Raw genomic sequence first — 25,552 nt, 5'->3', positions numbered from 1 at the left:
GGCAGGGTGCGATGATTTTATAGAGTTGATCGGTCTACAAGGCATTATTGGCTTAATTTAGCTCAAACCTTTAAGGAAAAAATATCAAGTTTGTAAAAGTAAATCCTCTATGTAAAGAATATTAAGGATTTAGACGATAATTCCCCATAAAAAAAATGATGTGAAAAACGCAAAAGTCATAGCACAGCTAGTAGTGGTGGGAGATACGCCGTACCAACCATTCAACAAGGTGTTCTTCAGAACTTTGTGTGAAAAAGATGACCTGACCTTTTAAATGTAGACTTACAGTTTGTGCAAGGACAGATGCATAACTGGATCGATCGATGTTATTAATGTTTAAAAAAGTTGGTAAGGTAAGCTGCACTTCATTTATTAAAACTTAAAGCGTTACCTTATGAATTAGTGAAATAGAAGACGAGTCTACATAAATTAAATGATTTTGTCGAAAGTCTATCACTTTAAGATGAAATTTCTACATCATTTTACATAATCGTTATGAAATTTTCAAAAATATACATTTTTAGCTTTGGAGATTAATAGATTATATGTTATATTTGAAATAATTTAATAAATCAATTTAAATAAGTGCTCACATTTGTGAGTTAAAAGGGAAACTAGTGTAAGTCTAGTACAGCCCCCGCTACTGTTAAAGCTGATGAAATTACAATGCCACTGAGAAATTGGGAAGGTGTAAGAGTAAAATGAAGCTGAAGTCAGGAAACCTGCTTATTTAAACGACACTTGCTTTTCGGAGGGAGAAGTATAGGCGAGACAATAATACCTATTGTTTTTTGTGGTTCAGTATAGTTTTTTTATATTGTAATTTCGCATGCCTGTATTCCTTTCTAAGGGAGTACAGGCATTTTTTATTTGGAGGAAAGCCTATGAATATGAATAAGGGAAAAATTTATGTTGTTGGTTTCGGTCCCGGAGACAGTGAGCATATTACAAAGCGAGCAATAGATGCCTTGCAGCAAAGTGATTATATTATCGGCTATAAAACATACGTCGAGCTAATTGAACATTTAGTAACAGCTAAATCCATTGTTAGTACAGGGATGACAGAAGAGGTTTCGCGTGCACAAGAAGCTGCTAAGCAAGCTGAAGCAGGCAATATTGTCTCTGTGATTTCCAGCGGCGATTCTGGTGTATACGGAATGGCAGGGTTAGTGTATGAAGTACTCATTGAAAAGGGTTGGACTGAAAAAGATGGCTTTGCGGTGGAGATTGTTCCAGGCATATCAGCGATTAATTCATGTGCGAGTATATTGGGCGCGCCAGTCATGCATGATTCATGCACAATCAGTTTAAGTGATCATTTAACTCCTTGGACGGTTATTGAAAAGCGGATTGAAGCGGCAGGCATGGCTGATTTTGTGATTGCTTTATATAATCCAAAAAGCGGGCGGCGGACACGACAAATAGTAGAAGCACAAAATATATTGCTAAAATATCGTTCACCTGATACGCCAGTAGGGCTTGTGAAAAGTGCTTATCGTGAAAACCAGAAGGTAGTTATGACAACACTGGCGGAGATGCTTGAACACGAAATAGGCATGCTGACAACAGTCATTATCGGGAACTCTTCTACGTTCTTTTATGACAATAAAATCATTACTCCTCGAGGATATCAGCGTAAATATACGTTAGGTGAAGAGAAACAAAGCTTAAAGCCGCATCAACGTTTGAAAAAGGAGGCGGAGCCATGGGCTTTAGATCAAGATACAGGAGAAGCTCAATCTGGTCATGAGCAAATTGTAAAAACAAAACAGGAAGTTAGCTCAGTAGATATGGCATTAAAAGCTTTATCTATGGCAACTAAAACCGCAATAGAAAATCCATTTTTAGTACAGCAGCCGATTGAAAATGTATTTGAATTTGCTGTATCTCCTGGTGTTGCAAATAAAATGATTACTTCAGAACAAATGCGTGTATTAGCAGAAGCCATTGGTGAGAAAGGCACACTAGAATATACACCTGATCATCGTTTTTTAGTAAAGGTTCCAACAGATCATCCTGAAACGATCGTTAAAAAACTTGAACAAAGCCACTTAATCGTCATGCCAATAGGCGATGTTGTAAATTTAAAAGCTTGTGATTTTTGTTACGGGGAAAAAGCTGACTCTATTCCATATGCTGAAGAAATTGCTGCCAAATTGGGGGGAGTAAAGCTTCCAAAAGAATTACATATTGGTTTTAATGGTTGCGGTATGGCATGTTATCGAGCTGTATTTGATGATATCGGGATCGTATACCGCAAGAAAAAGTTTGATTTATTTATTGGCGCAAAGCCAGTCGGCCGGACAGCCCATGCTGCACAGCCAGTAGCAGAAGGGATTGAACCAGATCAATTAATACCGTTATTAACAAAAATTATAGAAGAATACAAACAAAATGCCCATCCAAATGAACGCCTTTTTAAATATTTTAAGCGAGTGAAAAAAATTCAGCATTATAACTATCACGATATGAGCTCCAAAATTGAGGTAGAACCAGCACCTTGTGGAGATTAGGAGGAACTAATGGTCTTTTTTTTAGCAGGAACGAGTGATGCGAGAGCATTAGCCATTCATTTACAAAATCAAGGCAATCCTTTATTAGCCACAGTTGTTACAGAATCTGCAGCCGAAAGTTTAAAAGCACACGATATTTCTTGTCAAGTCGGGCGACTATCATTGGATGATATGATAGCGCTTATAAATAGGCATGAGATGACCTGTGTCATTGATGCTAGTCATCCTTATGCGGAGGAAGCGTCGAAAACAGCAATGGCAGCAGCAAAAACGTGTGATATTCCATATATTCGTTATGAACGTCCAAAAGAAAAGTTTAGTTCTCTGCTAATTACAGAAGTTGAAACCTATGAAGAGGCAGCTAAGTTAGCTCAAACTCATCAAGGAACCATTATGTTAACAACTGGCAGCAAAACATTAGAATTATTTGCGAAATATTTATTGCGTGATGAAATCCGACTTTTATGCAGAATTCTTCCAAATGTAGAGAATATGGAAAAGTGCAATCAGTTAGGTATTAAACAAAAAAACATTATTGCGATTCAAGGTCCGTTTTCGGAATCATTAAATAAATCTTTATGCGAGCAATATAATGTGACTTTAATGATTACAAAAGAAAGTGGGAAAGCAGGGTCTGTAGATGAAAAAATGACAGCTGCTCTACAGTTAGGCATTCCTGTTATTTTAATAAAACGACCAGCACTTATTTATCGAAATTTTTGTACTTCTTTCGAAGAAGTCACTCAACTATTAGGAGGTTTTAATCATGGCAAACATGAACTTTAATACAAAATTCACACCAGTCACTGTAGATCCAGATAAAATTTATGATCACAGTTTCGCCATTATTAAAGAAGAGATGGGGAATCATCCATTTTCAGATGAGCAATGGTTAGTTGTTCGAAGGGTTATACATGCTTCAGCAGATTTTGAGTTAGGACGCAGCATGATTTTTACACGTGATGCAATTGAAGCAGGGATTGAATCAATCTTAGCTGGCCGTCATGTCGTGGTAGATGTACAAATGATTGAAAGTGGTTCAGGCCGTAAACGATTTCAAAAACATGGCGGGGACTTGCATTGTTATATTGCTGATGAAGATGTTGCAAAAGAAGCAAAGGCTCAAGGTACAACCCGTGCTATTATTTCCATGCAAAAAGCAACCCGTTTACAGGAAGGAGGAATTTATGCTATTGGCAATGCACCAACCGCATTGTTAGAGTTAATTCGTTTAATTAAAGATGGTGTTGCAAAACCTGACTTGATCATCGGAATGCCAGTAGGATTTGTTTCAGCAGCAGAATCGAAGGAAGAGTTAGCAGTACTTGAAGGAATCCCATTTATTACGAACAAAGGTAGAAAGGGTGGCAGTACAGTGACAGTAGCTGCACTTAATGCCATTTCACTTATGGCAGATGAGCGTGCAGAACAAACGAAATAAAAAAGACCCTTCACAAATGCGTCATGGCTACACGACAGGAGCTTGTGCAACAGCGATGACAAAGGCAGCAATACAAGCACTAGTTACAGGAAAAGTATCGAATGAAGTAACGATTTATTTACCAATTGGTCAGTACGCAACATTTAAAGTAACAGCATATGAAATGTTGGATGGCCGAGTAATGTGTGAAACGATTAAAGACGCAGGTGATGATCCTGATGCTACACATCAAGCGCGAATTCAAAGTACAGTTCGTTTTTTAAAAAAGGAATGTATACATTTAGATGGTGGAGTCGGTGTCGGGCGTGTGACGAAAGCTGGACTTCCCGTTCCAGTGGGCCAAGCAGCGATAAACCCCGTACCACGTAAAATGATAGTCGGTGTTGTACAAGAAGCAATAGAAAATTTCAAATTAGGGTGCGGAATAGAAGTAATCATTTCCGTACCAGATGGTGAAGAGATTGCTAAGAAAACATTGAATGGTCGTCTTGGTATTATTGGCGGTATCTCTATATTAGGTACTCGAGGAACAGTCGTTCCATTTTCAAGTTCTGCTTATATGGCAAGTATTGCTCAAGCTATCAATGTTGCAAAAGAAGCAGGGTGTGAGCATTTAGTCATTACAACAGGCGGACGCAGTGAAAAGTTTGCAATGAAGCAGTATCCTCATTTACCAGAAGAAGCATTTATTGAAATGGGCGATTTTGTCGGTTTTACGCTAAAGAATATTGCACGGAAGAAAATTCCGAGCGTGTCATTAGTAGGAATGATGGGGAAGTTTTCAAAAGTTGCACAAGGCGTTATGATGGTTCATTCAAAAAGCGCACCGATTAACTTTGAGTTTCTGGCAGACATTGCAAATAAAATTGGAGTGGATGAGGCGACACAGCAAGAAATCTTACAGGCGAATACTGCTTCACAAGTTGGTGAAATGCTTCAAGGAAACGAGGCATTTTTTGAAGCACTTTGTAAAAACTGCTGCTACTATGCACTGAATCACATGAATAGTGACATTAACGTATCAACAACATTGTATGCCATGAATGGAGACTGTTTAGGAAAGGCTGAGAATATTGACAAATTGGATGAAAATGATTGGCATAGGGGATAATGGCGCGGAAGGATTGCTCCCCCAATATATAGAGTGGATTAATGAATGTGATTTACTTGTGGGTGGTGAGCGACATTTAGAATTTTTCCCAATGTTCAAAAAAGAGAAAAAAGCAATTAAAGGCGGTTTGTCAGCGTTAACCGCTGAAATACAGCAGGAAACCCGTAATGTCGTTATTTTAGTATCGGGCGACCCACTGTTTTATGGCCTTGGCGGTGTGCTTGCGAAAAAGCTTCCATTAGAAATCTACCCTTATACGAGCTCGGTCCAGCTTGCTTTTTCAAGAATGCAAGAAAGTTGGCAAGATGCGTATATTGTCAGCTTGCATGGCCGCTGCATAAACGGTTTTGCACAAAAGATCGATGGGCGAAAAAAAATTGCTATTTTAACAGATGAAATAAATACTCCGCAAGCCATCGCAAAGTATTTAAGAAAATTCAGCATGACAGAATATGATGCCTTTGTTGCAGAAAACTTACAAGGAGAAAACGAGCGTTGCCGCTTCTTAACATTAACGGATATGGAACAAACTTCATTTTCTCCTTTAAATGTTGTCGTTTTAAAGCAGCGCGAAGCTGTTGAACGTTCATCACTTGGAATTCCAGACAATGCATTTATTCAGCGAAAACCAGATAAAGGTTTAATCACAAAAAAAGAAATTCGAACGCTTTGCTTGCAAGAGTTAGGGCTTAAAGAAAATAGTATTGTTTGGGATATTGGAACTTGTACAGGTTCAGTTGCGATTGAAGCAGCGAAAATTGCGCGAGAAGGCGCAGTATATGCAATTGAAAAAAATGAGAAGGATCTTGAAAACTGTTTAGAAAATCAATTAAAACATCGTACAGATTTTGTTGCAGTGCTAGGGAAAGCGCCTGAGCGCCTGAATGAATTTCCAGATCCGCATGCTATTTTTATTGGAGGCAACGGTGGAAATATGGAGCATTTATTGCAAACATGTATTTCACGCTTACAGCTAAATGGTCGCCTTGTTATGAATATTGCTACGATTGAAAACTTGGCAGAAGCGCAGCAGCATTTAAAAGCGCTAGGCTGTGATGTATCAATTATGCAAGCACAAATTTCAAAAAGTAAGCCAATTTTAAATTTAACGCGATTTGAACCGTTAAATCCAATCTTTATTGTGACAGCAAAGAAAGGAATCGAAAAATGAGAATGGGAACTTTATATGGATTAGGTGTCGGGCCGGGTGATCCAGAATTAATCACTGTAAAAGCATTCCGTAAATTACAAGAAAGCCCGGTCATTGCTTATCCAAAAAAATTAAAAGGCAGTAAATCTTATGCTCATCGGATTATAGAAGTGTATATTAACCCAGCAGAAAAAGAGATGCTTGGTTTAGTATTCCCAATGACAAAAGATGAAGATACATTGCGTGCTGAATGGTTAAAATCAGTGGATGCTATTTATAGCTATTTAATTCAAGGAAAAGATGTTGCTTTTGTTACAGAAGGGGATCCAATGCTGTTTAGCACATTTATTCATTTAATGAATTTGTTTCAAACGATGCACCCGGATGTACCGATTGAAACAGTAGCAGGTATTTCATCTTTTAATGGTTCTGCTAATCGCTTAGGAGTTGCATTAGCAAATGGCGATGACCATGTTGCTATGGTCCCTGCAACGGATGATATGGAGCAAATGCGCCGAGTGATTGAAAGTCATGATGCGATCGTTTTTATTAAAGTAGCCAAAGTATTAGATGCGATGTTGGATTTATTAGACGATATGAATTTATTAGAAAGTACACATGTAGTTACAAAAGTTACATCTGACGAAGAGGTAATTTGGAATGTCAATGAACTCCGTGGTGCAGAATTAAATTACTTGTCATGTATGGTGGTGCGCAAATAATGAAGAAAATTTGGATTATCGGTGCGGGTCCGGGAGATCCGGATTTAATAACGGTAAAAGGTTTGAAGTTATTAAAAGAAGCTGATGTTGTGATGTATACCGATTCACTTGTAAGCGAAACGTTAGTAGCGGAAGCGAAGGAGTCAGCAGAAATTATCCGTACTGCAGGGATGCATCTGCAAGAAATGGTCGATTGTATCGTTGAATATGTCAATGCAGGCAAAACGGTTGTACGTTTACATACGGGCGACCCGTCGATGTACGGTGCAACGATGGAGCAAGTGGCACTACTAAAGCAATATGGCGTTAGTTATGAAGTAGTGCCAGGTGTAAGTTCTGTCTTTGCAACTGCTGCAGCAGTTGGCGCGGAGCTGACGATACCTGATTTAACACAAACCCTTATATTAACACGTGCTGAAGGGCGTACACCTGTACCTGCGCGTGAAAAATTACAAGCACTTGCAAGCCATCATTGTACGATAGCCATGTTTTTAAGTGCGACATTAACAAAAAAAATAACAAAAGAGTTGCAAGCAGCGGGCTGGACAGATGATACACCAGTTGCAGTTGTACAACGTGCTTCGTGGCCAGATCAAAAAATTGTTCGTACTACACTGGCAGAATTAGATGAAGCGATGCGTGTCAATGGCATTCGTAAGCATGCCATGATTTTAGCGGGGTGGGCATTAGACCCTCATATTCATGAAAAAGATTATCGTTCGAAGCTATATGATAAAACATTTACACATGGCTTCCGTAAAGGTGTGAAGGCAGATGATTAGTTTACGTGAAGGTGAAATTCCAGTAATCGAAAAGCGTAAACCATATGCACTTGTAGCCATTACGAAACACGGAGTGGCACATGCAAGAAGCTATGCGGAAAAATTCCCGTATGCAGATCTTTATTATATGAAGAAATTCGAGCAAGGCGACGAAGCTGTGCGCCAAATTCAATTATTTGACGGGACGGTTCGCCTATTATTACCCGCTTTGTTTCAGCAATATAAGGGGATCATCTGTATCATATCGCTTGGAGCTGTTGTTCGAATGATTGCTCCACTGTTAATCGATAAAAAGAAAGACCCGGCCGTCCTAGTTATCGATGACAAGGGTCAATATGTTGTCAGTGTATTATCGGGGCATATTGGCGGTGCCAATGCCTTAACCAATGAATTTGCAAACGCGATTGGTGCAACACCCGTCGTTACAACCGCATCAGATGTTCAAAAAACGATTCCTGTGGATTTATTTGGCGCCCAATTTGGATGGGTGTGGGATAGCGAAGAAAAATTAACATCAGTCAGTGCATCTGTTGTCAATGAAGAGCATGTTGCTATCGTGCAAGAAGCCGGAGAGAGAAACTGGTGGATGTACGAACGTCCAATGCCAACCAACCTAAAGATTTATCCCTCGACAAAGGAAGCGATTAATGCTAAGCCGCAAGCGACTCTACTAATTACAGATCGTTTAATTGATGCACATGAAGAAGTGCTGATCGAAAACGGAGTGATTTATCGCCCAAAATCACTTGTACTTGGCATAGGCTGCAATCGCGGTACTGAAATGGAAGAAATTGAACAAGTAATAGATGAAACATTAGCAGAGCTGCATTTAAGTAAACAAAGTGTTAAAGCTGTTGCGACCATCAATTTAAAGAAAAACGAGATTGGCTTGCTTTCATTAATAGCTAAACATAACTGGTCGTTTGTTACTTACACACCTGAACAGCTGAATGAAATGCCGTTTCAAAACCCGTCGGAAACAGTCTTTAAGTATACAGGAGCATATGGAGTCAGTGAGCCGGCCGCATTGCGTTATGCGAATACGAAGGAATTATTACTAGAGAAAAAGAAAAGCGGCAATGTAACAATATCCGTTGCTAAAGTCACCTTTGAGGAGGGGTTATAATGAATCGGTTTATTCTAGCCGGTACAGGAAGCGGTGTTGGTAAAACAACGTTTACGATTGGTATTATGCGTGCGCTAATGAAGCGAAGTTTAATTGTACAAGGCTTTAAATGCGGCCCTGACTATATTGATCCAACCTATCATACCGCTGTCACAAACCGCCCTTCTCGAAATATTGATAGTTTCATGATGTCCAAAGATGTAGTTCGGGCAATTGTCGCTAGAGCGAGTGTAGATGCAGATGTAGCTATTATTGAAGGAGTAATGGGCTTTTATGATGGCAAATCCCCAGTTTCAAATGAAGGATCTGCTGCTCATATTAGTGAGATTACAAAAAGCCCCGTTATCTTAATTGTCAATGCGGCAAGTATGGCAAGAAGTGTTGCAGCGATTGTTAAAGGTTTTCAAATGTTAGATGAAAGTTCTAATATTGTTGGTGTAATTGCAAATCAATTAGGAAGTAAAGGCCATTTTGAAATTGTTAAAACAGCGATCGAAAAAGAATGTGGAATTCCAGTCATTGGCTATTTATTAAAAGAAGCTGTACCTAAGATGCCAAGCCGCCATTTAGGCTTAGTACCAGCAATTGAACGTGGTGATTTAGATTCATATTTTGATAACCTTGCAGCAGCAATCGAAGAAACGGTAAATATTGAACACTTACTGGAAATTACAAAAGCACAATCTATAGGTGTTTCAGCATCGATATTTGATTTGCAGCCACAAATACAAGAGGTTCATATTGCCGTTGCAAAGGATGCCGCCTTTAACTTCTACTATGAAGAAAATCTAGAATTATTGCGGGCAAACGGAGCAATCTTGCATTTCTTCTCCCCATTGCAAAATGAGGAAGTGCCGACAGCAGCGCAAGGACTTTATATTGGCGGAGGCTTCCCGGAAGAGTTTGCGGAGCAATTAGCGAAAAATGCGGAAACGAAACAATCCATACGTGCCGCTATCGAGCGAGGTCTGCCAACATTAGCTGAATGCGGCGGATTTATGTACTTAACAGAAGAAATAATAAATCGTCAAGGAGAAGTATACTCAATGCTCGGGATGATACCAGGACGTGTTCGGATGCAAAACAAGTTAGCGGCACTTGGCTATCGAGAAATTACAGGTATGGCTGGCAACTTCTTAATGAGTGAAGAGGACTCAGCGAAAGGGCATGAGTTCCACTACTCATCATATGAGGGAGAGCATGCATCACCTGCTTTTTTTAGTAAAGGACGTTTTCGTGCTCAGCAAGAAGGCTATTTACATAAAAATCTCGTCGCAGGCTATACACACTTCCATTTTGCTTCCAATCCACAGATTGTTAAAAATTGGTTGACTGCATGTTTGGAGGAACAGCAATGAGTTATTTCCCACTATTAATGAATATTGATTATAAAAAGGTTGTCATTGTTGGGGGCGGTCATGTAGCACGTCAAAAGATAGAAGCGCTGCTGCCAACAAAGGCGACGCTAATAGTAATTAGCCCGGCAGTAACTGAAACATTACAACATTATATCAATGAAGGGCTTGTGACATGGAAAGAAAAAGCATTTGAACCGGCTGATCTAGATGATGCTGCACTAATTTTTGCAGTTACAAATGACGAAAAAGTAAACAATGCAGTCGAAGAAGCGACACAGCATTGGCAATTGCTCAGTCGTGCAGATGCAAAAGGACGTGTTGATTTTATCAATCCAGCAGTCGTTCGCCGTGGTGACTTTATTGTGACAATATCAACGTCTGGATCCAGTCCAGGCTTAACACGCCGAGTAAAAATAGATTTAGCAGAGCAGTTCGGAGATCATTACGCACAATATGTAAGTTTTTTAAAGGAAGCACGTCAGCGAATTTTACAAGTGTACACGGGCGCTAAGAAAACACATTTACTCTCTGAGCTTCTAGATCCACAGTTATTACAGTGGATAGAGCAAGATGAAAAACAAAAATGTGAAGCATGGCTACAACAACGTATAGGAGAAAAACAGTGAGCGGTTATGTATATATTGTAGGAGCTGGTCCTGGAGCGCCAAAACTATTAACAATTAGAGGACTAGAGTGCATTCAACAAGCAGATGTGATTTTATATGACCGTCTAGTAAATCCTGAATTATTAACACATGCAAAAGCTGATGCCGAACTCATTTATTGTGGAAAAGAGCCAGGTAATCACGGACTGATTCAAGATGAAATTCATCGGGTTTTAGTGGAACAAGCAAATCTTGGCAAGCAGGTTCTTCGCTTGAAAGGCGGCGATCCATTTGTCTTTGGACGTGGTGCAGAAGAAGCTGCGATTTTACGGAAAGCCAATATCCCATTTGAAATTGTGCCTGGAATTACAGCTGGGATTGCTGCGCCAGCTTATGCAGGGATTCCGGTTACGCATCGTGATCATGCCGCAAGCTTTGCGATCGTTACAGGTCATGGCCGCGCAGAAAAAGAGCAAGACTTTTTAAATTGGGCAGCCCTTGCTCAAATTGATACGGTGGCATTTTATATGAGCGTTGGCAATATCGCACATATTACAAAAAGCCTAATTACATATGGCAAAAGTGAAACGACCCCTGTTGCAGTCATTGAATGGGGCACAACTGAAAACCAGCGTACGATTACAGGTAAACTGGCAACGATTGCACAGGACATACAAAATCATCGTATTTCTAATCCTACAATGATTTTAGTTGGAGATGTTGTTAGTGTTCGTGAACAAATTGCCTGGTTTGTAGAAAAGGAGCATAAATTATGTTAGAAGAATTAAAACAACGTCGTGCCATTCGCCAATTTAACACGCGCGAAGTGGAACGTGACAAAATTGAGACTTTATTAGAAGCAGCGACATATGCACCCAATGACCGTATGCGCGAGCCTTGGCATTTCTATGTATTACAAGGCGATAGCTTAAAACGTTATGAGCAAGTGGCGCTTGATTATTTACAAAAACGCTTTCCTACAAAGCCACATTTAGTGGAAAGTTCAATGAAAGCCATCACTCATACGCCGCTTATCATAGTGGTGACATCAGCCATTATCGATGGGGATGCAGGTGCTACAAAAGATAATACCTTTGCAGTTAGCAGTGCCATCATGTCGATGTGGTTAATGGCCGAGCAATTAGGCTTAGGCATGGTATGGCGTACACGCGGGGTTGGTTTGGTGCATGATACAGCATTACATACGTTTATTGGTGCTTCGGATGCCGAACAATTAGTAGGGACATTATGCATTGGTTACCCAGCAGAAGAAATCAATTCCGCAAAAAAACGTACACCATTTGCAGAAAAAACAACTTGGCTATAAGGAGGATTGTTTATGCCACGACAAGGGATGTTGTTAGTCTATACTGGCGAAGGCAAAGGAAAAACAACCGCTTCACTTGGTGTCACATTACGCGCAATTGGTAGAGGCATGAAGGTGAAATATTACCAATTTATTAAATCACCTGAACGTACATATGGCGAACAGATTGCCTTGCGAAAACTAGGTGTTGAAACCGTGCAATTAGGTGTGGGATTTACATGGACGAAAACACCAGAAGAACATCGCGAAGCACTTGCAAAAGCTTGGAAAACTGTTAAAGAGGAGCTGCAAGATACAACAACAGATGTATTAGTACTAGATGAGCTGAATAACGCATTAGCCATTACAAAGTTCCCAATCGATGATGTATTGCCATTGGCAGAAGTGTTAGAGGCAATACAAAAACGTCCAAAAACGATGAATTTAATCATCACAGGGCGTTCTGCACATCCCTCGATACTCGCATTAGCTGATTTAGTGTCAACGATTGATGCAACAAAACATTATTATGCCGAACAAGATGTCAAAGCGATGAAGGGGATTGAATTTTAATGAGATTCAATAGACCGCATAGGATGCTGGGAAAAGTGTTATACACACATTCAAATGACTAAACAGCATTTGAAAAGATTTGTATACAGTAAGAGCATTATAATAATCACTGAATATCGCCCTTCATTGTATATATTGAGGAGAAGATTCAAATGAGAGGATCGCCTTTACAAATTAATTTTGAAAAGCTGTGGAAAGAAGGCATGCTAGATTGGCATGGTAACATGCCCAAACGAATGGTAAATGATGAGCTGGAAGAAGCATATTGGGCACAGTCAATGCAGAAAAAAACATATAAGCAAGTAGATGATCACGCAAAAAATATTTACGAAAAAATGAAGCAGCATCTCCCGCAAAATGCAAGTTGTATTGAAATTGGACCAGGCTGGGGCAATTACACCTTCCCGCTTAGTGAAGATGTCCAAAGCTTAACATTAGTTGATGGTTCAGTCAGTGTGCTGACCTATTTAAAACAATATTTTAAGAGCGATGCACCTGTTCAGTTCGTTCATAGTAAATGGGAAGATGCCCAAATTGAACCGCATGATGTCGTTATTGGTGTGAACTGCTTTTATCGCATGTATGAAATGAATGCGTCACTAAAAAAAATGAACATGCTTGCAAAGAAACGAGCCATTATCGGCTTAACAACAGGACCTATTCAGCCGCATTACGTTATCTTAGATGAGCAGTATGGATATGCCATTAAATATCCACGCCGGGATTATATTGCAATCGTCAATATGCTGTATCAATTAGGTATTTATGCTGATTGTGAAATGCTCAAACTAGAACGTGTATATCGATATGATACATTAGAACAACTATATGAAGCACAAAGCAAAAAAATCTTATCTCCACAGTTTGAAATGGCATATGTGAAAGCCTCGCTCGAAAGTTTTATTACAGTGGAGGACGGGCTGTACGTGTATCGTTATCCATTCTATGCTGCGATAATTAGCTGGGAGCCTTCGTTAGTTACATGACTAAGTATCGTTATCCATTACTTATATTAGCATTAATGTTAGGTTTGCTTGCTTCAATGACTTTTGCGGTGATGGTGGGCTCTGTTGATATAACGCCGCGCATTATTTGGGAATTGCTGTTCACCAAACTGGGATTATCGTTAGAAACAACTGCATCAAATGCACAAAGCATCATTATTTGGGAGATCCGTTTACCGCGTGTCGTATTAGCTGCGATTGTAGGAGCCGCACTGTCGATTAGCGGTGCAGCGATTCAGGCACTCGTAAAGAACTCGATTGCAGATCCATATATTTTAGGTGTATCTTCAGGTGCATCAGTTGGAGCAACTTCGGTCATTTTACTCGGTGCATTTAGTGTAATAGGAAACTATGCCCTTTCCTTTGCAGCTTTTTTAGGGGCCATTTCCGCAGTAATCATCGTATTTCTATTAGCACGCGTCAATGGCAGAATATCTGTTGTTCGTTTACTTTTAGCAGGATTTGCGATTTCGATGGTATTTTCCGCTATTACTAATTTTATGCTGATGATGTCTAAACAGCAGGGCGGTATTCAAGCTGTTATGCATTGGATGCTTGGTAGTTTAGCAGGAGCGAAGTGGGCGAATCTTGGAATTCCATTCATTATCTTTCTACTAGTGTTCACATTGCTATTATTGAACTATCGTCAGCTTAATGCTCTCCTTCTTGGAGAAGAAACAGCCGCTACACTTGGTATTAACTTAGACCGATTTCGAATCCTTATTATACTTTTTGTATCGTTATTAACAGGTGTTGTTGTCGCAGTTAGCGGAAGTATTGGTTTTGTAGGATTAATTATTCCGCACCTTGTAAGAATGATGGCAGGTTCAAATTACAAAGTTGTCTTGCCAATCAGTGCATTGATCGGAGCCATTTTCCTCGTTTGGGCGGATATGGTCGCACGGATTGTCATCGCACCTGAAGAAATGCCCATCGGTATCATTACGGCTGTTTGTGGAAGCCCGTTCTTTATTTGGATGCTTAGACGTCGACGATATTCTTTTGGGGACGGTGAATAATAATGCTACAAGTAAAAGATATTTCATTTTCAATAGCGGACAAGCAAATTTTACATAATATTACTTTTTCAATTCATCAAGGCAAATTCGTTGGCCTCATTGGACCAAATGGAAGCGGGAAATCGACGATGTTAAAAATTATCTATCGTCATTTAAAGCAAACGAGCGGAATGGTGACATTATATGAAGATGACATTATACATATGGCACAAAGAAAGCTGGCACAGGAAATAGCAGTTGTTAGTCAGGAAACACCAGTACTCTTTGATTTTACCGTTAAAGATTTAGTTTTGATGGGGCGGACGCCGTATAAAAAATGGCTGGCAAACGATAATCAAGAAGACTTTGCTATTGTCGAAGAAAGTATGCACCTTGCAAACGTACAGTATTTAGAAAATAGAACTTTTAATCAATTATCAGGTGGAGAAAAAAAGCGCGTTATGCTCGCACGCGCCCTTGCACAGCAGGCAAAAATATTAATTTTAGACGAACCAACAAATCATCTTGATATCGAACATCAATATCAATTAATGGATTTAGTGAAGGATCTGCCGATTACGATTGTGGCAGCACTGCATGATTTAAATTTAGCAGCAGGCTATTGTGATGAATTACTTGTAATGAAAGATGGGGCACTCTTTATGGAGGGAACACCAGAAGAAGTACTGACAGAGGAGACGTTAAAGCACGTTTTTCATGTCCAGGCTGGAATTTCAAAAAACCCATTTACAAAAAAACTGCATTTATTTTTTTACACAGAACAATAAATAATAAAATCGAGGATAAAAGAATATGAAAAATATAAGAAGTTGGTCAACGCTGTTTTTATCGGCATTGCTATTCTTAGCTGCATGCTCAGCTGAGGAAACAAAAACAGCAGCTGTAAAAGATAATCAAACAGAGCAAAATGAAAAAGTCGTTATTGAAAATGAAGGACTTGTGATTGAATATCAAGAAGTACCAAAACGGGCTATATCTTTAAATCAACATGTGACAGAAATCATGCTCGCACTCGGTTTAGAAGATTCGATGGTCGGCACGGCTTTTTTAGATAATGAAATATATGAGCCATTACAAGAAGCATATAACAAAGTACCGGTGTTAGCCGAGCAATATCCTTCTAAAGAACAAGTCATCGCAGAGGAAGCAGACTTTCTATATGGCGGCTGGGCAAGTGCATTCAATGATAAGAACATAGCAACGCGCGATGAATTAAAGGAGTTAGGTATAAATAGCTACTTACAATCGTCATCTATTAAAGTAGCACCAACATTAGAAGATATCTATACAGATATTCGCAATATCGCCAAAATATTTCAAATAGAAGCTCGCGGCGAGGCGCTAGTTGGGGAAATTAATCAAGACATTGAAGGGATTACCTCTAAATTACCAGAAGTTGAAGAGCCACTGGATGTATTAGTATTCGATAGCGGGGAAACAGATGTATTCACTGCAACACAAAACTTTATGAATACACTTGTGACTATGGCAGGCGGAAACAATATCTTTGGTGATATCGAAGGAAACTGGGCTACTGTTTCAAAAGAAGATGCAGTAGAACGCCAACCTGAAGTGATTGTTGTCATCGATTATGGTTCAACGACCTCAGAACAAAAAATTGAGTTCTTAAAAACAGATGCAGCATTAAGCCAAACCCCTGCTGTTCAAAACGAATATTTTGTCATCTTGCCATTATCCGCAGCATCTGAAGGTGTGCGTGCAGCTGAAGCATTAGAAATTTTAGCAAAAGGTTTTTACCCAGACGCTTATAAATAGAGGAAAAGATGAAATATATTAGTCTTCATTTACTAGGAGTTAAACATTGATAAAAGATCACGAATTTTAATAGAAGTGTGCAAACCGCGTTACAGTAACTCAAACAAGAGGGGGAGGTCACTTATGACAACTTGGAATTTAACGCAAATGCAGCGTCACTTACTCGTATGCAATGGGTCAACCTGTATGGGTGCGGGAGCTGAAATGGTAACGCAAAATATTCGTGATGAAATCCGAAAAAATCGTTTAGATGAGCATATTCACACTTCACGAACACGCTGTAACGGTCGCTGTAAAGATAAATGCGTCGTCATTGATTATCCAAAGGGGACGTGGTATTCCGTCCAGCAGGAAGAAACGGCACGTGCCATTGTTCATGAAACAGCTGAAGAAGAAGCGATGATCTATTCAATGGAACACGGTGAACGTAAACGCGGGGAAAACCGCATTAAAGGAATCGATAAATACAAGAAAGGAAAAGGACCAATGAAAAAAGCTGTATTATTTGTTGGACACGGCAGTAAACTGGAGGACGGGAATAAAGAAGTTCACCAATTTGTCGAACAAATGAAAGAATACATTGATCCAGCCCTTTATGTAGAAACATGTTTTTTAGAGTTTGCCTCACCTAATATTGAAGATGGAATTCAGCTATGTATTGAAAAAGGTGCAGATGAAGTCCATGTAATTCCTATCATCTTATTGCATGCAGGGCACTCAAAACTGCACATCCCTGCCGAAATTGAACATGCTAAAGAACATTTTCCAGATATACAATTCACATACGGCCAAACGATTGGTGTCCATGAAGAGATTTTTGAGATTTTGAAATCAAGACTTGCTGATACCGGTTTTGATGTAAATCAAAAGCATGAAGATACAGCAATCTTACTTATTGGACGAGGTGGCAGTGATCCATATGCGAATGCCGATTTTTATAAAATCAGCCGTTTATTATGGGAAAAATTAAATGTACCTATTGTTGAAAGTGCCTTTATGGGAGTCACAACGCCAACTGTGCAGGACGGGATGGAACGTTGTCTTAAATTAGGCGCGAAAAAAATCATTATGTTGCCGTATTTCTTATTTACCGGAATTCTAATGAAAAGAATGAATAACATGGCAGAACAATTTCAAAAGACTTTTCCACATGTGTCAATTGATATTGCTGAGTATTTTGGTTATCATCCAAAGTTAAGAACTGTACTGTTAGAACGTATGAATCAAGCCTTAGACGGTACTTCGACAGGAATGCAGGATTTAGAAAATTTCCGTAAATATGCGGAAGAACATGGCTATGAACATCATCACCACTGATTAACAGAAGAACCTGGACTTGTTTTATAGTCCGGTTTTTTTAGTATCAAAGATTTTACTAGGGAATGTTTAGTGTAATAAACTAATGACACAATTATTTTTGTCTTAAAGAGGCAAGAAATAAAGTTTAGACAATACATTCTTGTCGTTTTTACATGGCAAAAATTTTAGGTGGAAGTGAAAGTTAATTGCTAAGATTATATTTGCCTTATGAGAGGGGAGAAGGAGGGAGCATTAGATGGATTATTATTTGTTAATCGTTGCTTCATAACTTTCATTTGTAGTATGCAATTTTTCATGATGGCTTTTTCTTCTAGGATGGCGGTTATTCGATTGAAGCAAATAAAAAATTTTGGTTACCAACAAATCGTAAAGTGATTAGTATATATTCAGTACTCGTGCATGGTAAAATAAACTCTTTTTCATAAGAGAATTAAGATGAAGGATTCTGATTTGATGATGATCAGGTTCTTTTTTATATAATCAATCCTTTCACAGTTATCGATTGATGCGAACTTTTATGGGCATCAGTATAAATATGTTATGATAATGAATAAATTGGACATTGAAAAAGTGAAGTGATATTAAAATGAATCAGCAAAAAAAAGCGAAAATTAATGTGCAGAATTGGGAAGAAGAACTGAAGTCTAATGGTGTCATACATAATGAGGATGCTTTATTAACAGAGATTAAATCTTTAGATGAAAAGGAAGAGGCAAAGCAAATTTCTGTCCTTCTAACCATCGCAGCACTTTCCCGAGCTCGTCATACCGATCAAATGTCTTCACTGGTTACTGGTTGGATGAAGAAGGCTTTGAGTCTTGATCCTAAAAACCTTCGAGCTGCTCAGTTTTTAGCGCAGTCAGAATGGGCATTTAAGCAGGATTTGTTAAATAAATTAAGATTTCCGCCTCTGAGAGAGACAGATAATCGAGCAGCAAAGAAGAAATCCGCAGAACAAACCATTGAAACAGCTCGTAGTTTTTTACAGCAAGCGGAAGATGATTTGGATGATTTGCAAATGAGCAGCAAGAGCTCAATGGAATATAAAAAGGGAGAACTTTTACATTTTTATAATCAATTAATTCCAGTGCTTACACAAGCAATAGGAGAAACAGAACTGTTGCTAAAAGCTGCCGAAGATTACGATCGGTCAATTTCAGGGGTATTTTATACTTCCACTTATTATGAAGAAATGAAAACACATATAGAGCGTTTAAACGATTTAAAACAAGAATGGAATGAGGTTTTTACATCATTCTTGAATCGGCCAGAGGAAGGGTATAACCCGTTAGATGAGCTTCAGCAAATGGTCGGAATGGAATCAGTAAAAAATAGAGTGCATCATTTTTATCAGTTTTTAAAATACCAAACAGAACGAAAAGCTTTAGGCTTTCAGATTAAAGATGAATTAAGCTTAAACATGATTTTTACAGGGAATCCTGGGACAGGGAAGACAACTGTTGCAAGATTCTTGGCAGAAATTTATCATCACCTAGGCGTTCTGCCTCGACAGGAAGTTGTAGAGACCAATCGCTCGCAGCTTGTTGGGGCTTATGTAGGACAAACAGAAGAAAATGTCCGCGGTTTCGTTGAAAAAGCGCTGGGCGGAGTCTTATTTATTGATGAAGCTTATACATTAAAGCGGAACAGTCAATCAAAAGACGATTATGGTCAAACAGTGATCGATACTTTAGTATCACTGATGACAAGTGAAGAATATGGCGGGGAATTTGCTGTCGTTCTGGCGGGATATCCCGAGGAAATGCGTCAATTCCTTGATGCGAATCCAGGTCTACGCAGCCGTTTTCCTCACTCTAATCATATTGCTTTGCCTGATTACAGTGAGCCCGAATTGATTGCGATTGCAGAAAAAATAGCGATGGAAAACGATTACGTTATTACAGAACCTGCAAAAATAGAGCTTAAAAAACGTATTGAAAATGAAAGAGTGGATGAAACTTTCGGAAATGCCAGAACAGTAAAGGATCTTGTGCTGGGAGCCATATTTAAAAAAGGAGCTTATTTGCAGGATGATCAAGACATTCTATCCTATACTTTACTGGAAAAAGAAGACTTTGCTGTAGAAGAGGATTTGATAAAAGATGAACCAGAAGTACAATTGAATCAAATGGTCGGTCTTGAAGCGGTGAAAGAAGAAGTTAAGACTTTGGTATCATTTGTAAAAGTACAACAAATGAGAAGAGAACAAGGGATTCCACCGATTCCAATACAATTGCATTCTGTGTTCTCTGGCAATCCAGGTACAGGGAAAACAACCGTAGCCAAGATTTTTGCAAGCTTGTTGAGGGAATGCGGTTTATTAAAAAGAGGCCATCTAATCGTTGCCAGCAGAGCGGATTTTGTTGCTGGATATATTGGACAAACTGCTATTAAAACAAAGAAGATGATTCGCCAGGCGCTGGGCGGCGTATTGTTTATAGATGAAGCTTACTCTTTGTTTTCAGAAGCAACCTCAGATTATGGAAAAGAAGTAATAGATACACTTGTTGATGAAATGACCAAACAAAATGAAAATTTAGTTGTGATATTAGCAGGTTATCCAAATGAAATGGAACAGCTATTGCGAAGCAACCCTGGTTTAAAGTCACGCTTCAAGAAATTCTTTCATTTCGAAGACTACTCTTCCGATCAATTAATCGAAATCCTGGAGAATTATATTGCAAACTATCAATTTAAATTAGATGATTCAGCAAAAGGATATTTGCAAAATACATTAAAGCATGAAGCAACAAATGGAAATGGAAGATATGCGAAAAACCTTGCGGATCATGTCATACAAGTTCAAGCTCGCAGATTACTGAATGAGAATCTGCTTGATGTTGAAAATATGTCTTTACTGAAAAAAGAAGATTTTATTGCAGCAATGAAAATTGAAAGTGAAGGGGAATAAATATGTTAGTATCATCAAAAGAGATAGAAGTAAGATATGCAGAAACTGATCAAATGGGTGTCGTTTATCATGCAAACTATTTTATCTGGATGGAGCTTGGCCGCACACAAATCGTGAAGGATTTAGGCTTTAATTATGCAAAGCTTGAGGAGGATGGAATTTTATCTCCTGTACTTGATATTCAAGCATCTTATAAAAAGCCACTCCATTATGGGGAAATTGCGGTCGTTAAGACCTGGATTGAAGAGTATGATGGGTTGCGCTTTACATATGGATACGAAATTTATAATGGCGATAATGAACTGGCTGTTACAGGCTGGTCAAAGCACGCATGCGTAAAGAAAGATTCTTTTCGCCCCATTTCAATGAGAAGGAAGTATCCTGATTGGCATGAAGCCTATGAAAAAGCGAAAAAACAAAATTAAATGCGAATATTGGCGGTGATAGCGATGGCATTCGGCATTAAAAGAGAGGATCTTAATGGCTGGAAAAGAAAAATTGACGATGGGGAGATTGCTTTTTTAACCCATTATTGGCTAGATGATCGATTTCCTGGATGCACATCAGTCACTAAGGTTGGCTGTAATGACATGCAAAAGCTGAAATTGTGGGGAGAAATGTATCAATTAAAGCCTGAATGGATTCATAAGAGAAAAGATGGTTACTCGCACTTTGATTTATTGGGAGAAAAACAAATAGAAGTCCTAAAAAACGAAGGATATATGAATCAAATAAAGTAAAAAGAAAGAGAACAGAATATCTGTTCTCTTTCTTTTTTATCTTACGTTTCACTTTGAAAAATTATATTTTGGCTCGCTCAACTTTTCATCATATTCAACTGTTAAATCATGTCCATCAAAAAACCATAAGTCCTTTTCTTCAATAAAAAAATGAATCCCATTTTTATCAATAGATACGATTGAGTCAACGGGTGCTTCATTTGATATTCCTAATGAAAATCCATCCTGTACTTGACTAACTCCGCCATACCTGGCAAAAAAACGTAAGAAATCCCCTTCATCCAAAAGCATTTCATCTTTATACCATTTGAGCGCTTTATCACTTATGCTGATGTTCACAATGTCTCCTCCTAATGAGTTGATAGTTTCATTATTAATGAATTATAAATGATAAGAAGCGAGGGAGCGAACAAAGAGATTCATCATAGATTATTCATGATGCTTATTTTCTGTGGTGAAATACTCATCAATTGCTCTAATCCAGTTTGTTCTTGCTACACGAGAACAGGTTTCTTTATCTTTTTCTTCGAGCGCTTTTATGATCACGTTATGCTCATCGATAGAAGATTCTGTTAAAATGATTGCTTTGTAAAAATAGAGTCTAAGTACATGTGGTTGAAGCGATGAAACCGTTTGTGTAATATATGGATTGTCTGCCTTCTCGACAATCAGGTCATGAAATTGCACATCGAGTTTTAAGGCGGCAAAAGAATTCCCCGTTTTAATTGCATGAGAAAATTGTTCATTGATTTCTTTTAGTTGGTTAATGGATTGTTGGTCAATAATTTCAGCAGCAATTTCTGTTGCGAGTGCCTGCAGTACGCTAAGAGGAGGCAATATTTTCATAATATCATCATGATTAACAGTAGTTACCTGTGTTCCTACTCCTGGAAACATTTCAACAAATCCTTGTGCACCAAGCAATTGTAAAGCTTCTCTAATAGGTGTGCGACTCACTCCTAGGGCTTCAGCAAGGTCGGCATCATTCAGTTTCTCTTTTGGCTTTAAAGTACCATCGATAATCCATTCTTGAATTTGCAAGAATGCACGCTTTTTTGCAGATAAACGTTGTGGTGTAGAAAAATCTGTCGGAATAGGCATGTATGAACCACCTTTACTTGTCTTTTACTTTGTTGTTTCCTTGAGGTTTAAACTAGCAATTTATAGGAAAATTATATAATAGTCATGGACCAAATGCAATATATTACATATGACTATTTATTTTTTTAAAATAATTTATTGCGAAAATTTGAATGATATGATATCGTTTGTTATGCAATATATTACATGAATTAGTAACAAAGGAGAGTTGCTTGGTAATTATTTTAAAATTGTAATTATCAGAAGATTTCAACTTGCGAGATTGCTGACAATCAATCATTTGAAACCTATTAGTACAAAAGATAAATTTACCAGGAGGGAATAGGTTTGGATAATAAAATATCAAACTCATACATTATTGCTGTCGGTTTTATGCTTTTTGCTTTGTTTTTCGGAGCAGGCAACCTTATTTTTCCAGCGATGTTAGGACAAACGGCAGGCTCGAATATTTGGGAAGCAAATGCAGGCTTTATTGCTACAGGTGTTGGCTTGCCGTTATTAGGAGTGATTGCGTTAGGGATATCAGGGAAGAGTGATCTGCAATCACTTGCTAGTCGCGTTTCACCTAGCTTTGGTGTTATTTTTACAGTTGTTCTATATCTATCTATCGGACCTTTATTCGCAATACCTAGAACTGGTACGGTTTCATACGAAATCGGAATTAGACCGTTTCTTCCAGAAAGCATGGGTACGATTGGGCTAATTATTTTCACCATACTTTTCTTCGGTATCACTGCTTATTTCTCTTTAAAATCTTCAAAGATTGTTGACATTGTAGGTAAATACTTAACACCATTATTACTTATTTTCATTATGATTTTAATTGGTGCAGCTTTTATTAATCCAATTGGCGAAATTCAAGCTCCGACTGAAAAATATATAACGGATGCTTTCTTTAAAGGATTCCAAGAAGGTTATCTTACAATGGATGCACTTGCAGCGTTCGTATTTGGTATTATCGTGATCGATGCCGTCAGGGCAAAAGGTGCTAAAACGAAGAAAGCAATCATGATTGCAGTTACAAAAGCTGGACTTATTGCAGCTGCGTTACTTGCTATCATTTATACATCCCTTTCTTTTATTGGCGCATCAAGTGTACAGGGATTAGGATTATTAGATAATGGCGGTTCAGTTTTATCAGGCGCTTCTAATCATTATTTTGGTTCATTTGGAGGCATATTATTAAGCTTAATCGTTCTTGCAGCTTGTTTAACAACTAGTATTGGACTGATCACATCATGTGCAGCTTATTTTACAAAATTGATGCCAAATGTATCTTATAACAAGTTCGTACTAATTTTCTCAGTATTTAGTGCTGGTATTGCAAACTTTGGATTAAGTCAGTTAATTTCGATTTCGGTTCCTGTATTAACGGCTATTTATCCATTAGCAATCGTATTGATGTTCTTAACCTTTCTTCACCCATTCTTTAAAGGAAGAAAAGAAGTTTATCAATTTAGTATGTTATTAACGTTTATCGTAGGCTTCTTTGATGGGTTAAATGCAGCAGGGGTGAAAATTGAAGCAGTGAATTCATTCTTCTCTAGTGTATTACCATTGCATTCAGTAGGGCTTGGCTGGATTTTCCCAGCAATTATTGGAGCTATCTTAGGTATTATCATAGCACTCTTTAAAAGAGGGACACCTGAAGAAAACAGTCAGGAAAAACAAATTGTATAAGCACATAAAAAAGTCGTCCGAATGAGGATGACTTTTTTTGTGTGAAAATACTAATCTAAACTTTTCATCATATGCTTCATTATTTCTTCATATTGAATGTGGGCATTATTAAGACCATAGATCCCAGCCTCTTGTAAAGGCACCAGCTTATAATTTTTTTCATTCTTGCTAGCCATATAGGTAGGGTGGAAGTTTGGTGCGCTCAGCTTAATAGAAGTCTCGTTAGCATCGAAGGTTTTAGTGGCTTCAATGGTAGCGAGTCCGCCTATATCTCTATAATTGCCTGCTTGCCCAGATAAAAAATTTCCTAATGAATAAACAACAAACGTTTGGCTACCATCTTTAGATTCAAGCCAATCCATAGATTGCAAAACATGTGGATGATGTCCGAATATAATATCTACTCCTTCATCAGCAAGGAATTGTGCAAGTGCGACTTGGCTGTCAGCAGGATACCGTTCGTACTCGTTTCCCCAATGGATCGACATGACAATGAGGTCAGCATTCTTTTTTGCTATATTAATTTCTTTCCTAATTGCTTCTTTATTAATGATATTAACTAGATAATCCTTGCCGTCTGGAATCGAGATACCATTTGTTCCATATGTATAGGCTAAAAAAGCCATGTTGATTCCATTCACTTTCATCATTCGCAATTTATCTTGGTCCTCTTTACTCTTATATGTCCCTACAGAAGGCAGACCTACCGATTCTAGAAAATCAAGCGAACGCTGTAACCCATCTTCATTTCTATCTAGTGAATGGTTATTTGCGGTTGAAACGATATCTATCCCAGCGTCCATTAATGCAATAGCTACTTCCTGAGGACTATTGAAATTCGGATAACCTGAAAGCCCAATATCCGTACCAGCTAATATTGTTTCTTGATTCGCAAGTGTAATATCCGGCTCTTGAAGCAGAGGCTTAACCGCTTCTAACATCGGGGAAAAGTTATAACCCTGTTCTGTTTTGGCGTCATTATAGACTCTATCATGGATTAAGATATCACCAACTGCTCCAATTGTAGCTTTCATTGTTAATTGTTTATTCTCAGGGTGATTTAGTTTATATGAATGTTGTTGAACGAAAGAAGACCGGACGATTAACCTATCTCCTAATAATAAAAATGCTGAGGTAATGCCTCCTAATATTAAAAGAAACAAGAACACTATAGGGATTTTTTTCATTCTTTCTCCTTTATTTCTTCATTATTTTATCTAATATAAATATAATATAACTCCAGGATTGCTGTCTTTATATTAGGATGAAAAAAGTATTTAATTTTTGATTGAAGTATACTATTAGGAGTAGGGA

The 25,552-nt window shown here is 38.3% G+C and carries 25 protein-coding genes, 1 pseudogene and 1 riboswitch; of the genes and pseudogenes, 23 read left to right on the top strand and 3 right to left on the bottom strand.

Translation table 11 applies throughout. From position 1 onward, the window contains the following. Positions 1–36 precede the first annotated feature (36 nt). From J2S17_RS29020 to J2S17_RS02310, 22 genes and pseudogenes are all read left to right on the top strand, one after another. Positions 37–330: pseudogene (locus J2S17_RS29020) on the top strand (IS110 family transposase); the annotation flags it as partial. 236 nt (positions 331–566) lie between these two features. Beyond that, positions 567–744, top strand: a riboswitch (cobalamin riboswitch). 146 nt (positions 745–890) lie between these two features. Then, on the top strand, positions 891–2,513 hold the full coding sequence (gene cobJ, locus J2S17_RS02410) for a precorrin-3B C(17)-methyltransferase (RefSeq protein WP_307471591.1): 1,623 nt from the start codon (positions 891–893) through the stop codon (positions 2,511–2,513). A 9-nt stretch (positions 2,514–2,522) separates the two neighbouring features. Beyond that, the gene (gene cobK / locus J2S17_RS02405) at positions 2,523–3,299 is read left to right on the top strand and encodes a precorrin-6A reductase (protein ID WP_307471526.1); all 777 of its coding nucleotides are present in this window, start codon (positions 2,523–2,525) and stop codon (positions 3,297–3,299) included. Beyond that, a complete protein-coding gene (locus J2S17_RS02400; protein WP_307471525.1) occupies positions 3,280–3,954 on the top strand; it encodes a precorrin-8X methylmutase in 675 nt (224 codons plus the stop codon). Before cobK ends, J2S17_RS02400 begins: the two co-directional genes overlap by 20 nt. Beyond that, positions 3,929–5,065, top strand: a complete 1,137-nt coding sequence (locus J2S17_RS02395; RefSeq protein WP_307471523.1) for a cobalt-precorrin-5B (C(1))-methyltransferase — start codon at positions 3,929–3,931, stop codon at positions 5,063–5,065. Before J2S17_RS02400 ends, J2S17_RS02395 begins: the two co-directional genes overlap by 26 nt. Continuing rightward, positions 5,040–6,236 (top strand): precorrin-6y C5,15-methyltransferase (decarboxylating) subunit CbiE, encoded by a 1,197-nt coding sequence (cbiE, locus tag J2S17_RS02390; protein WP_307471589.1) that lies wholly within the window; start codon positions 5,040–5,042, stop codon positions 6,234–6,236. The genes J2S17_RS02395 and cbiE overlap by 26 nt, the downstream gene beginning before the upstream one ends. Beyond that, positions 6,233–6,937 (top strand): precorrin-2 C(20)-methyltransferase, encoded by a 705-nt coding sequence (gene cobI / locus J2S17_RS02385; protein ID WP_307471521.1) that lies wholly within the window; start codon positions 6,233–6,235, stop codon positions 6,935–6,937. The genes cbiE and cobI overlap by 4 nt, the downstream gene beginning before the upstream one ends. Further along, positions 6,937–7,719, top strand: coding sequence for a precorrin-4 C(11)-methyltransferase (gene cobM / locus J2S17_RS02380; RefSeq protein ID WP_307471520.1), 783 nt, complete (start codon positions 6,937–6,939; stop codon positions 7,717–7,719). The genes cobI and cobM overlap by 1 nt, the downstream gene beginning before the upstream one ends. After that, positions 7,712–8,845, top strand: coding sequence for a cobalt-precorrin 5A hydrolase (locus J2S17_RS02375; RefSeq protein WP_307471518.1), 1,134 nt, complete (start codon positions 7,712–7,714; stop codon positions 8,843–8,845). The genes cobM and J2S17_RS02375 overlap by 8 nt, the downstream gene beginning before the upstream one ends. Further along, complete coding sequence (locus J2S17_RS02370; RefSeq protein WP_307471516.1) at positions 8,845–10,203, top strand: cobyrinic acid a,c-diamide synthase CobB; 1,359 nt, start codon at positions 8,845–8,847, stop codon at positions 10,201–10,203. The genes J2S17_RS02375 and J2S17_RS02370 overlap by 1 nt, the downstream gene beginning before the upstream one ends. Further along, complete coding sequence (locus tag J2S17_RS02365) at positions 10,200–10,829, top strand: precorrin-2 dehydrogenase/sirohydrochlorin ferrochelatase family protein (protein WP_307471515.1); 630 nt, start codon at positions 10,200–10,202, stop codon at positions 10,827–10,829. Before J2S17_RS02370 ends, J2S17_RS02365 begins: the two co-directional genes overlap by 4 nt. Beyond that, positions 10,826–11,587 carry a uroporphyrinogen-III C-methyltransferase gene (gene cobA / locus J2S17_RS02360; protein ID WP_307471513.1) on the top strand — a complete coding sequence of 254 codons (762 nt, stop codon included), beginning with the start codon at positions 10,826–10,828 and terminating at the stop codon, positions 11,585–11,587. The genes J2S17_RS02365 and cobA overlap by 4 nt, the downstream gene beginning before the upstream one ends. Next, on the top strand, positions 11,581–12,135 hold the full coding sequence (locus J2S17_RS02355) for a nitroreductase family protein (protein ID WP_307471511.1): 555 nt from the start codon (positions 11,581–11,583) through the stop codon (positions 12,133–12,135). Before cobA ends, J2S17_RS02355 begins: the two co-directional genes overlap by 7 nt. Before the next feature lie 12 nt (positions 12,136–12,147). Continuing rightward, entirely contained in the window at positions 12,148–12,687 is a 540-nt protein-coding gene (locus J2S17_RS02350; protein WP_307471509.1) for a cob(I)yrinic acid a,c-diamide adenosyltransferase, read from the top strand. A 152-nt stretch (positions 12,688–12,839) separates the two neighbouring features. After that, on the top strand, positions 12,840–13,673 hold the full coding sequence (locus J2S17_RS02345) for a class I SAM-dependent methyltransferase (RefSeq protein ID WP_307471507.1): 834 nt from the start codon (positions 12,840–12,842) through the stop codon (positions 13,671–13,673). Beyond that, positions 13,670–14,710: a FecCD family ABC transporter permease gene (locus J2S17_RS02340; RefSeq protein WP_307471504.1), complete on the top strand. Its 1,041-nt coding sequence runs from the start codon at positions 13,670–13,672 to the stop codon at positions 14,708–14,710. Before J2S17_RS02345 ends, J2S17_RS02340 begins: the two co-directional genes overlap by 4 nt. A gap of 2 nt (positions 14,711–14,712) precedes the next feature. Next, positions 14,713–15,477 carry an ABC transporter ATP-binding protein gene (locus J2S17_RS02335; protein WP_307471502.1) on the top strand — a complete coding sequence of 255 codons (765 nt, stop codon included), beginning with the start codon at positions 14,713–14,715 and terminating at the stop codon, positions 15,475–15,477. A gap of 25 nt (positions 15,478–15,502) precedes the next feature. Continuing rightward, on the top strand, positions 15,503–16,486 hold the full coding sequence (locus J2S17_RS02330; RefSeq protein WP_307471500.1) for an ABC transporter substrate-binding protein: 984 nt from the start codon (positions 15,503–15,505) through the stop codon (positions 16,484–16,486). A gap of 123 nt (positions 16,487–16,609) precedes the next feature. Next, positions 16,610–17,803 (top strand): CbiX/SirB N-terminal domain-containing protein, encoded by a 1,194-nt coding sequence (locus J2S17_RS02325; RefSeq protein ID WP_307471498.1) that lies wholly within the window; start codon positions 16,610–16,612, stop codon positions 17,801–17,803. A 589-nt stretch (positions 17,804–18,392) separates the two neighbouring features. After that, complete coding sequence (locus tag J2S17_RS02320) at positions 18,393–20,717, top strand: AAA family ATPase (protein WP_307471496.1); 2,325 nt, start codon at positions 18,393–18,395, stop codon at positions 20,715–20,717. Positions 20,718–20,719: 2 nt separating this feature from the next. Next, complete coding sequence (locus J2S17_RS02315) at positions 20,720–21,142, top strand: acyl-CoA thioesterase (protein WP_307471494.1); 423 nt, start codon at positions 20,720–20,722, stop codon at positions 21,140–21,142. 24 nt (positions 21,143–21,166) lie between these two features. Beyond that, on the top strand, positions 21,167–21,457 hold the full coding sequence (locus tag J2S17_RS02310; RefSeq protein ID WP_307471587.1) for a hypothetical protein: 291 nt from the start codon (positions 21,167–21,169) through the stop codon (positions 21,455–21,457). A gap of 48 nt (positions 21,458–21,505) precedes the next feature. Here the strand turns inward: J2S17_RS02310 and J2S17_RS02305 are convergent, their stop codons facing one another. Both J2S17_RS02305 and J2S17_RS02300 read right to left on the bottom strand, forming a co-directional pair. Beyond that, positions 21,506–21,796, bottom strand: coding sequence for a HesB/YadR/YfhF family protein (locus J2S17_RS02305; RefSeq protein ID WP_307471492.1), 291 nt, complete (start codon positions 21,794–21,796; stop codon positions 21,506–21,508). Between the two features lie 90 nt (positions 21,797–21,886). After that, on the bottom strand, positions 21,887–22,558 hold the full coding sequence (locus J2S17_RS02300) for a GntR family transcriptional regulator (RefSeq protein ID WP_307471491.1): 672 nt from the start codon (positions 22,556–22,558) through the stop codon (positions 21,887–21,889). Positions 22,559–22,885: 327 nt separating this feature from the next. Between J2S17_RS02300 and brnQ the strand changes: the two genes are divergently transcribed. After that, positions 22,886–24,238, top strand: coding sequence for a branched-chain amino acid transport system II carrier protein (brnQ, locus tag J2S17_RS02295; RefSeq protein WP_307471489.1), 1,353 nt, complete (start codon positions 22,886–22,888; stop codon positions 24,236–24,238). Between the two features lie 50 nt (positions 24,239–24,288). On the opposite strand, the gene J2S17_RS02290 is transcribed toward brnQ, so the two are convergent. Then, positions 24,289–25,425, bottom strand: a complete 1,137-nt coding sequence (locus tag J2S17_RS02290; protein ID WP_307471487.1) for a CapA family protein — start codon at positions 25,423–25,425, stop codon at positions 24,289–24,291. Between the last annotated feature and the right edge of the window lie 127 nt (positions 25,426–25,552).

Origin of the sequence: Cytobacillus purgationiresistens (assembly GCF_030813235.1) — a bacterium.
Lineage (GTDB): Bacteria > Bacillota > Bacilli > Bacillales > Cytobacillaceae > Cytobacillus > Cytobacillus purgationiresistens.
Note: the sequence above shows the minus strand (reverse complement) of the source record. Positions and strands in the feature narration are given on the sequence as shown.

What these genes read in the sequence shown, in the direction of transcription:
- J2S17_RS02340 (WP_307471504.1), top strand. Translation starts at nt 13,670, where the DNA reads ATGACTAAGTATCGTTATCCATTACTTATATTAGCATTAATGTTAGGT.
- cbiE (WP_307471589.1), top strand. Translation starts at nt 5,040, where the DNA reads ATGAAAATGATTGGCATAGGGGATAATGGCGCGGAAGGATTGCTCCCC.
- cobJ (WP_307471591.1), top strand. Translation starts at nt 891, where the DNA reads ATGAATAAGGGAAAAATTTATGTTGTTGGTTTCGGTCCCGGAGACAGT.
- J2S17_RS02355 (WP_307471511.1), top strand. Translation starts at nt 11,581, where the DNA reads ATGTTAGAAGAATTAAAACAACGTCGTGCCATTCGCCAATTTAACACG.
- J2S17_RS02395 (WP_307471523.1), top strand. Translation starts at nt 3,929, where the DNA reads ATGAGCGTGCAGAACAAACGAAATAAAAAAGACCCTTCACAAATGCGT.
- cobM (WP_307471520.1), top strand. Translation starts at nt 6,937, where the DNA reads ATGAAGAAAATTTGGATTATCGGTGCGGGTCCGGGAGATCCGGATTTA.
- J2S17_RS02350 (WP_307471509.1), top strand. Translation starts at nt 12,148, where the DNA reads ATGCCACGACAAGGGATGTTGTTAGTCTATACTGGCGAAGGCAAAGGA.
- J2S17_RS02315 (WP_307471494.1), top strand. Translation starts at nt 20,720, where the DNA reads ATGTTAGTATCATCAAAAGAGATAGAAGTAAGATATGCAGAAACTGAT.
- J2S17_RS02325 (WP_307471498.1), top strand. Translation starts at nt 16,610, where the DNA reads ATGACAACTTGGAATTTAACGCAAATGCAGCGTCACTTACTCGTATGC.
- cobK (WP_307471526.1), top strand. Translation starts at nt 2,523, where the DNA reads ATGGTCTTTTTTTTAGCAGGAACGAGTGATGCGAGAGCATTAGCCATT.
- J2S17_RS02320 (WP_307471496.1), top strand. Translation starts at nt 18,393, where the DNA reads ATGAATCAGCAAAAAAAAGCGAAAATTAATGTGCAGAATTGGGAAGAA.
- J2S17_RS02365 (WP_307471515.1), top strand. Translation starts at nt 10,200, where the DNA reads ATGAGTTATTTCCCACTATTAATGAATATTGATTATAAAAAGGTTGTC.
- J2S17_RS02335 (WP_307471502.1), top strand. Translation starts at nt 14,713, where the DNA reads ATGCTACAAGTAAAAGATATTTCATTTTCAATAGCGGACAAGCAAATT.
- J2S17_RS02310 (WP_307471587.1), top strand. Translation starts at nt 21,167, where the DNA reads ATGGCATTCGGCATTAAAAGAGAGGATCTTAATGGCTGGAAAAGAAAA.
- J2S17_RS02330 (WP_307471500.1), top strand. Translation starts at nt 15,503, where the DNA reads ATGAAAAATATAAGAAGTTGGTCAACGCTGTTTTTATCGGCATTGCTA.
- cobI (WP_307471521.1), top strand. Translation starts at nt 6,233, where the DNA reads ATGAGAATGGGAACTTTATATGGATTAGGTGTCGGGCCGGGTGATCCA.
- J2S17_RS02375 (WP_307471518.1), top strand. Translation starts at nt 7,712, where the DNA reads ATGATTAGTTTACGTGAAGGTGAAATTCCAGTAATCGAAAAGCGTAAA.
- J2S17_RS02290 (WP_307471487.1), bottom strand. Translation starts at nt 25,425, where the DNA reads ATGAAAAAAATCCCTATAGTGTTCTTGTTTCTTTTAATATTAGGAGGC.
- J2S17_RS02400 (WP_307471525.1), top strand. Translation starts at nt 3,280, where the DNA reads ATGGCAAACATGAACTTTAATACAAAATTCACACCAGTCACTGTAGAT.
- J2S17_RS02345 (WP_307471507.1), top strand. Translation starts at nt 12,840, where the DNA reads ATGAGAGGATCGCCTTTACAAATTAATTTTGAAAAGCTGTGGAAAGAA.
- J2S17_RS02300 (WP_307471491.1), bottom strand. Translation starts at nt 22,558, where the DNA reads ATGCCTATTCCGACAGATTTTTCTACACCACAACGTTTATCTGCAAAA.
- J2S17_RS02370 (WP_307471516.1), top strand. Translation starts at nt 8,845, where the DNA reads ATGAATCGGTTTATTCTAGCCGGTACAGGAAGCGGTGTTGGTAAAACA.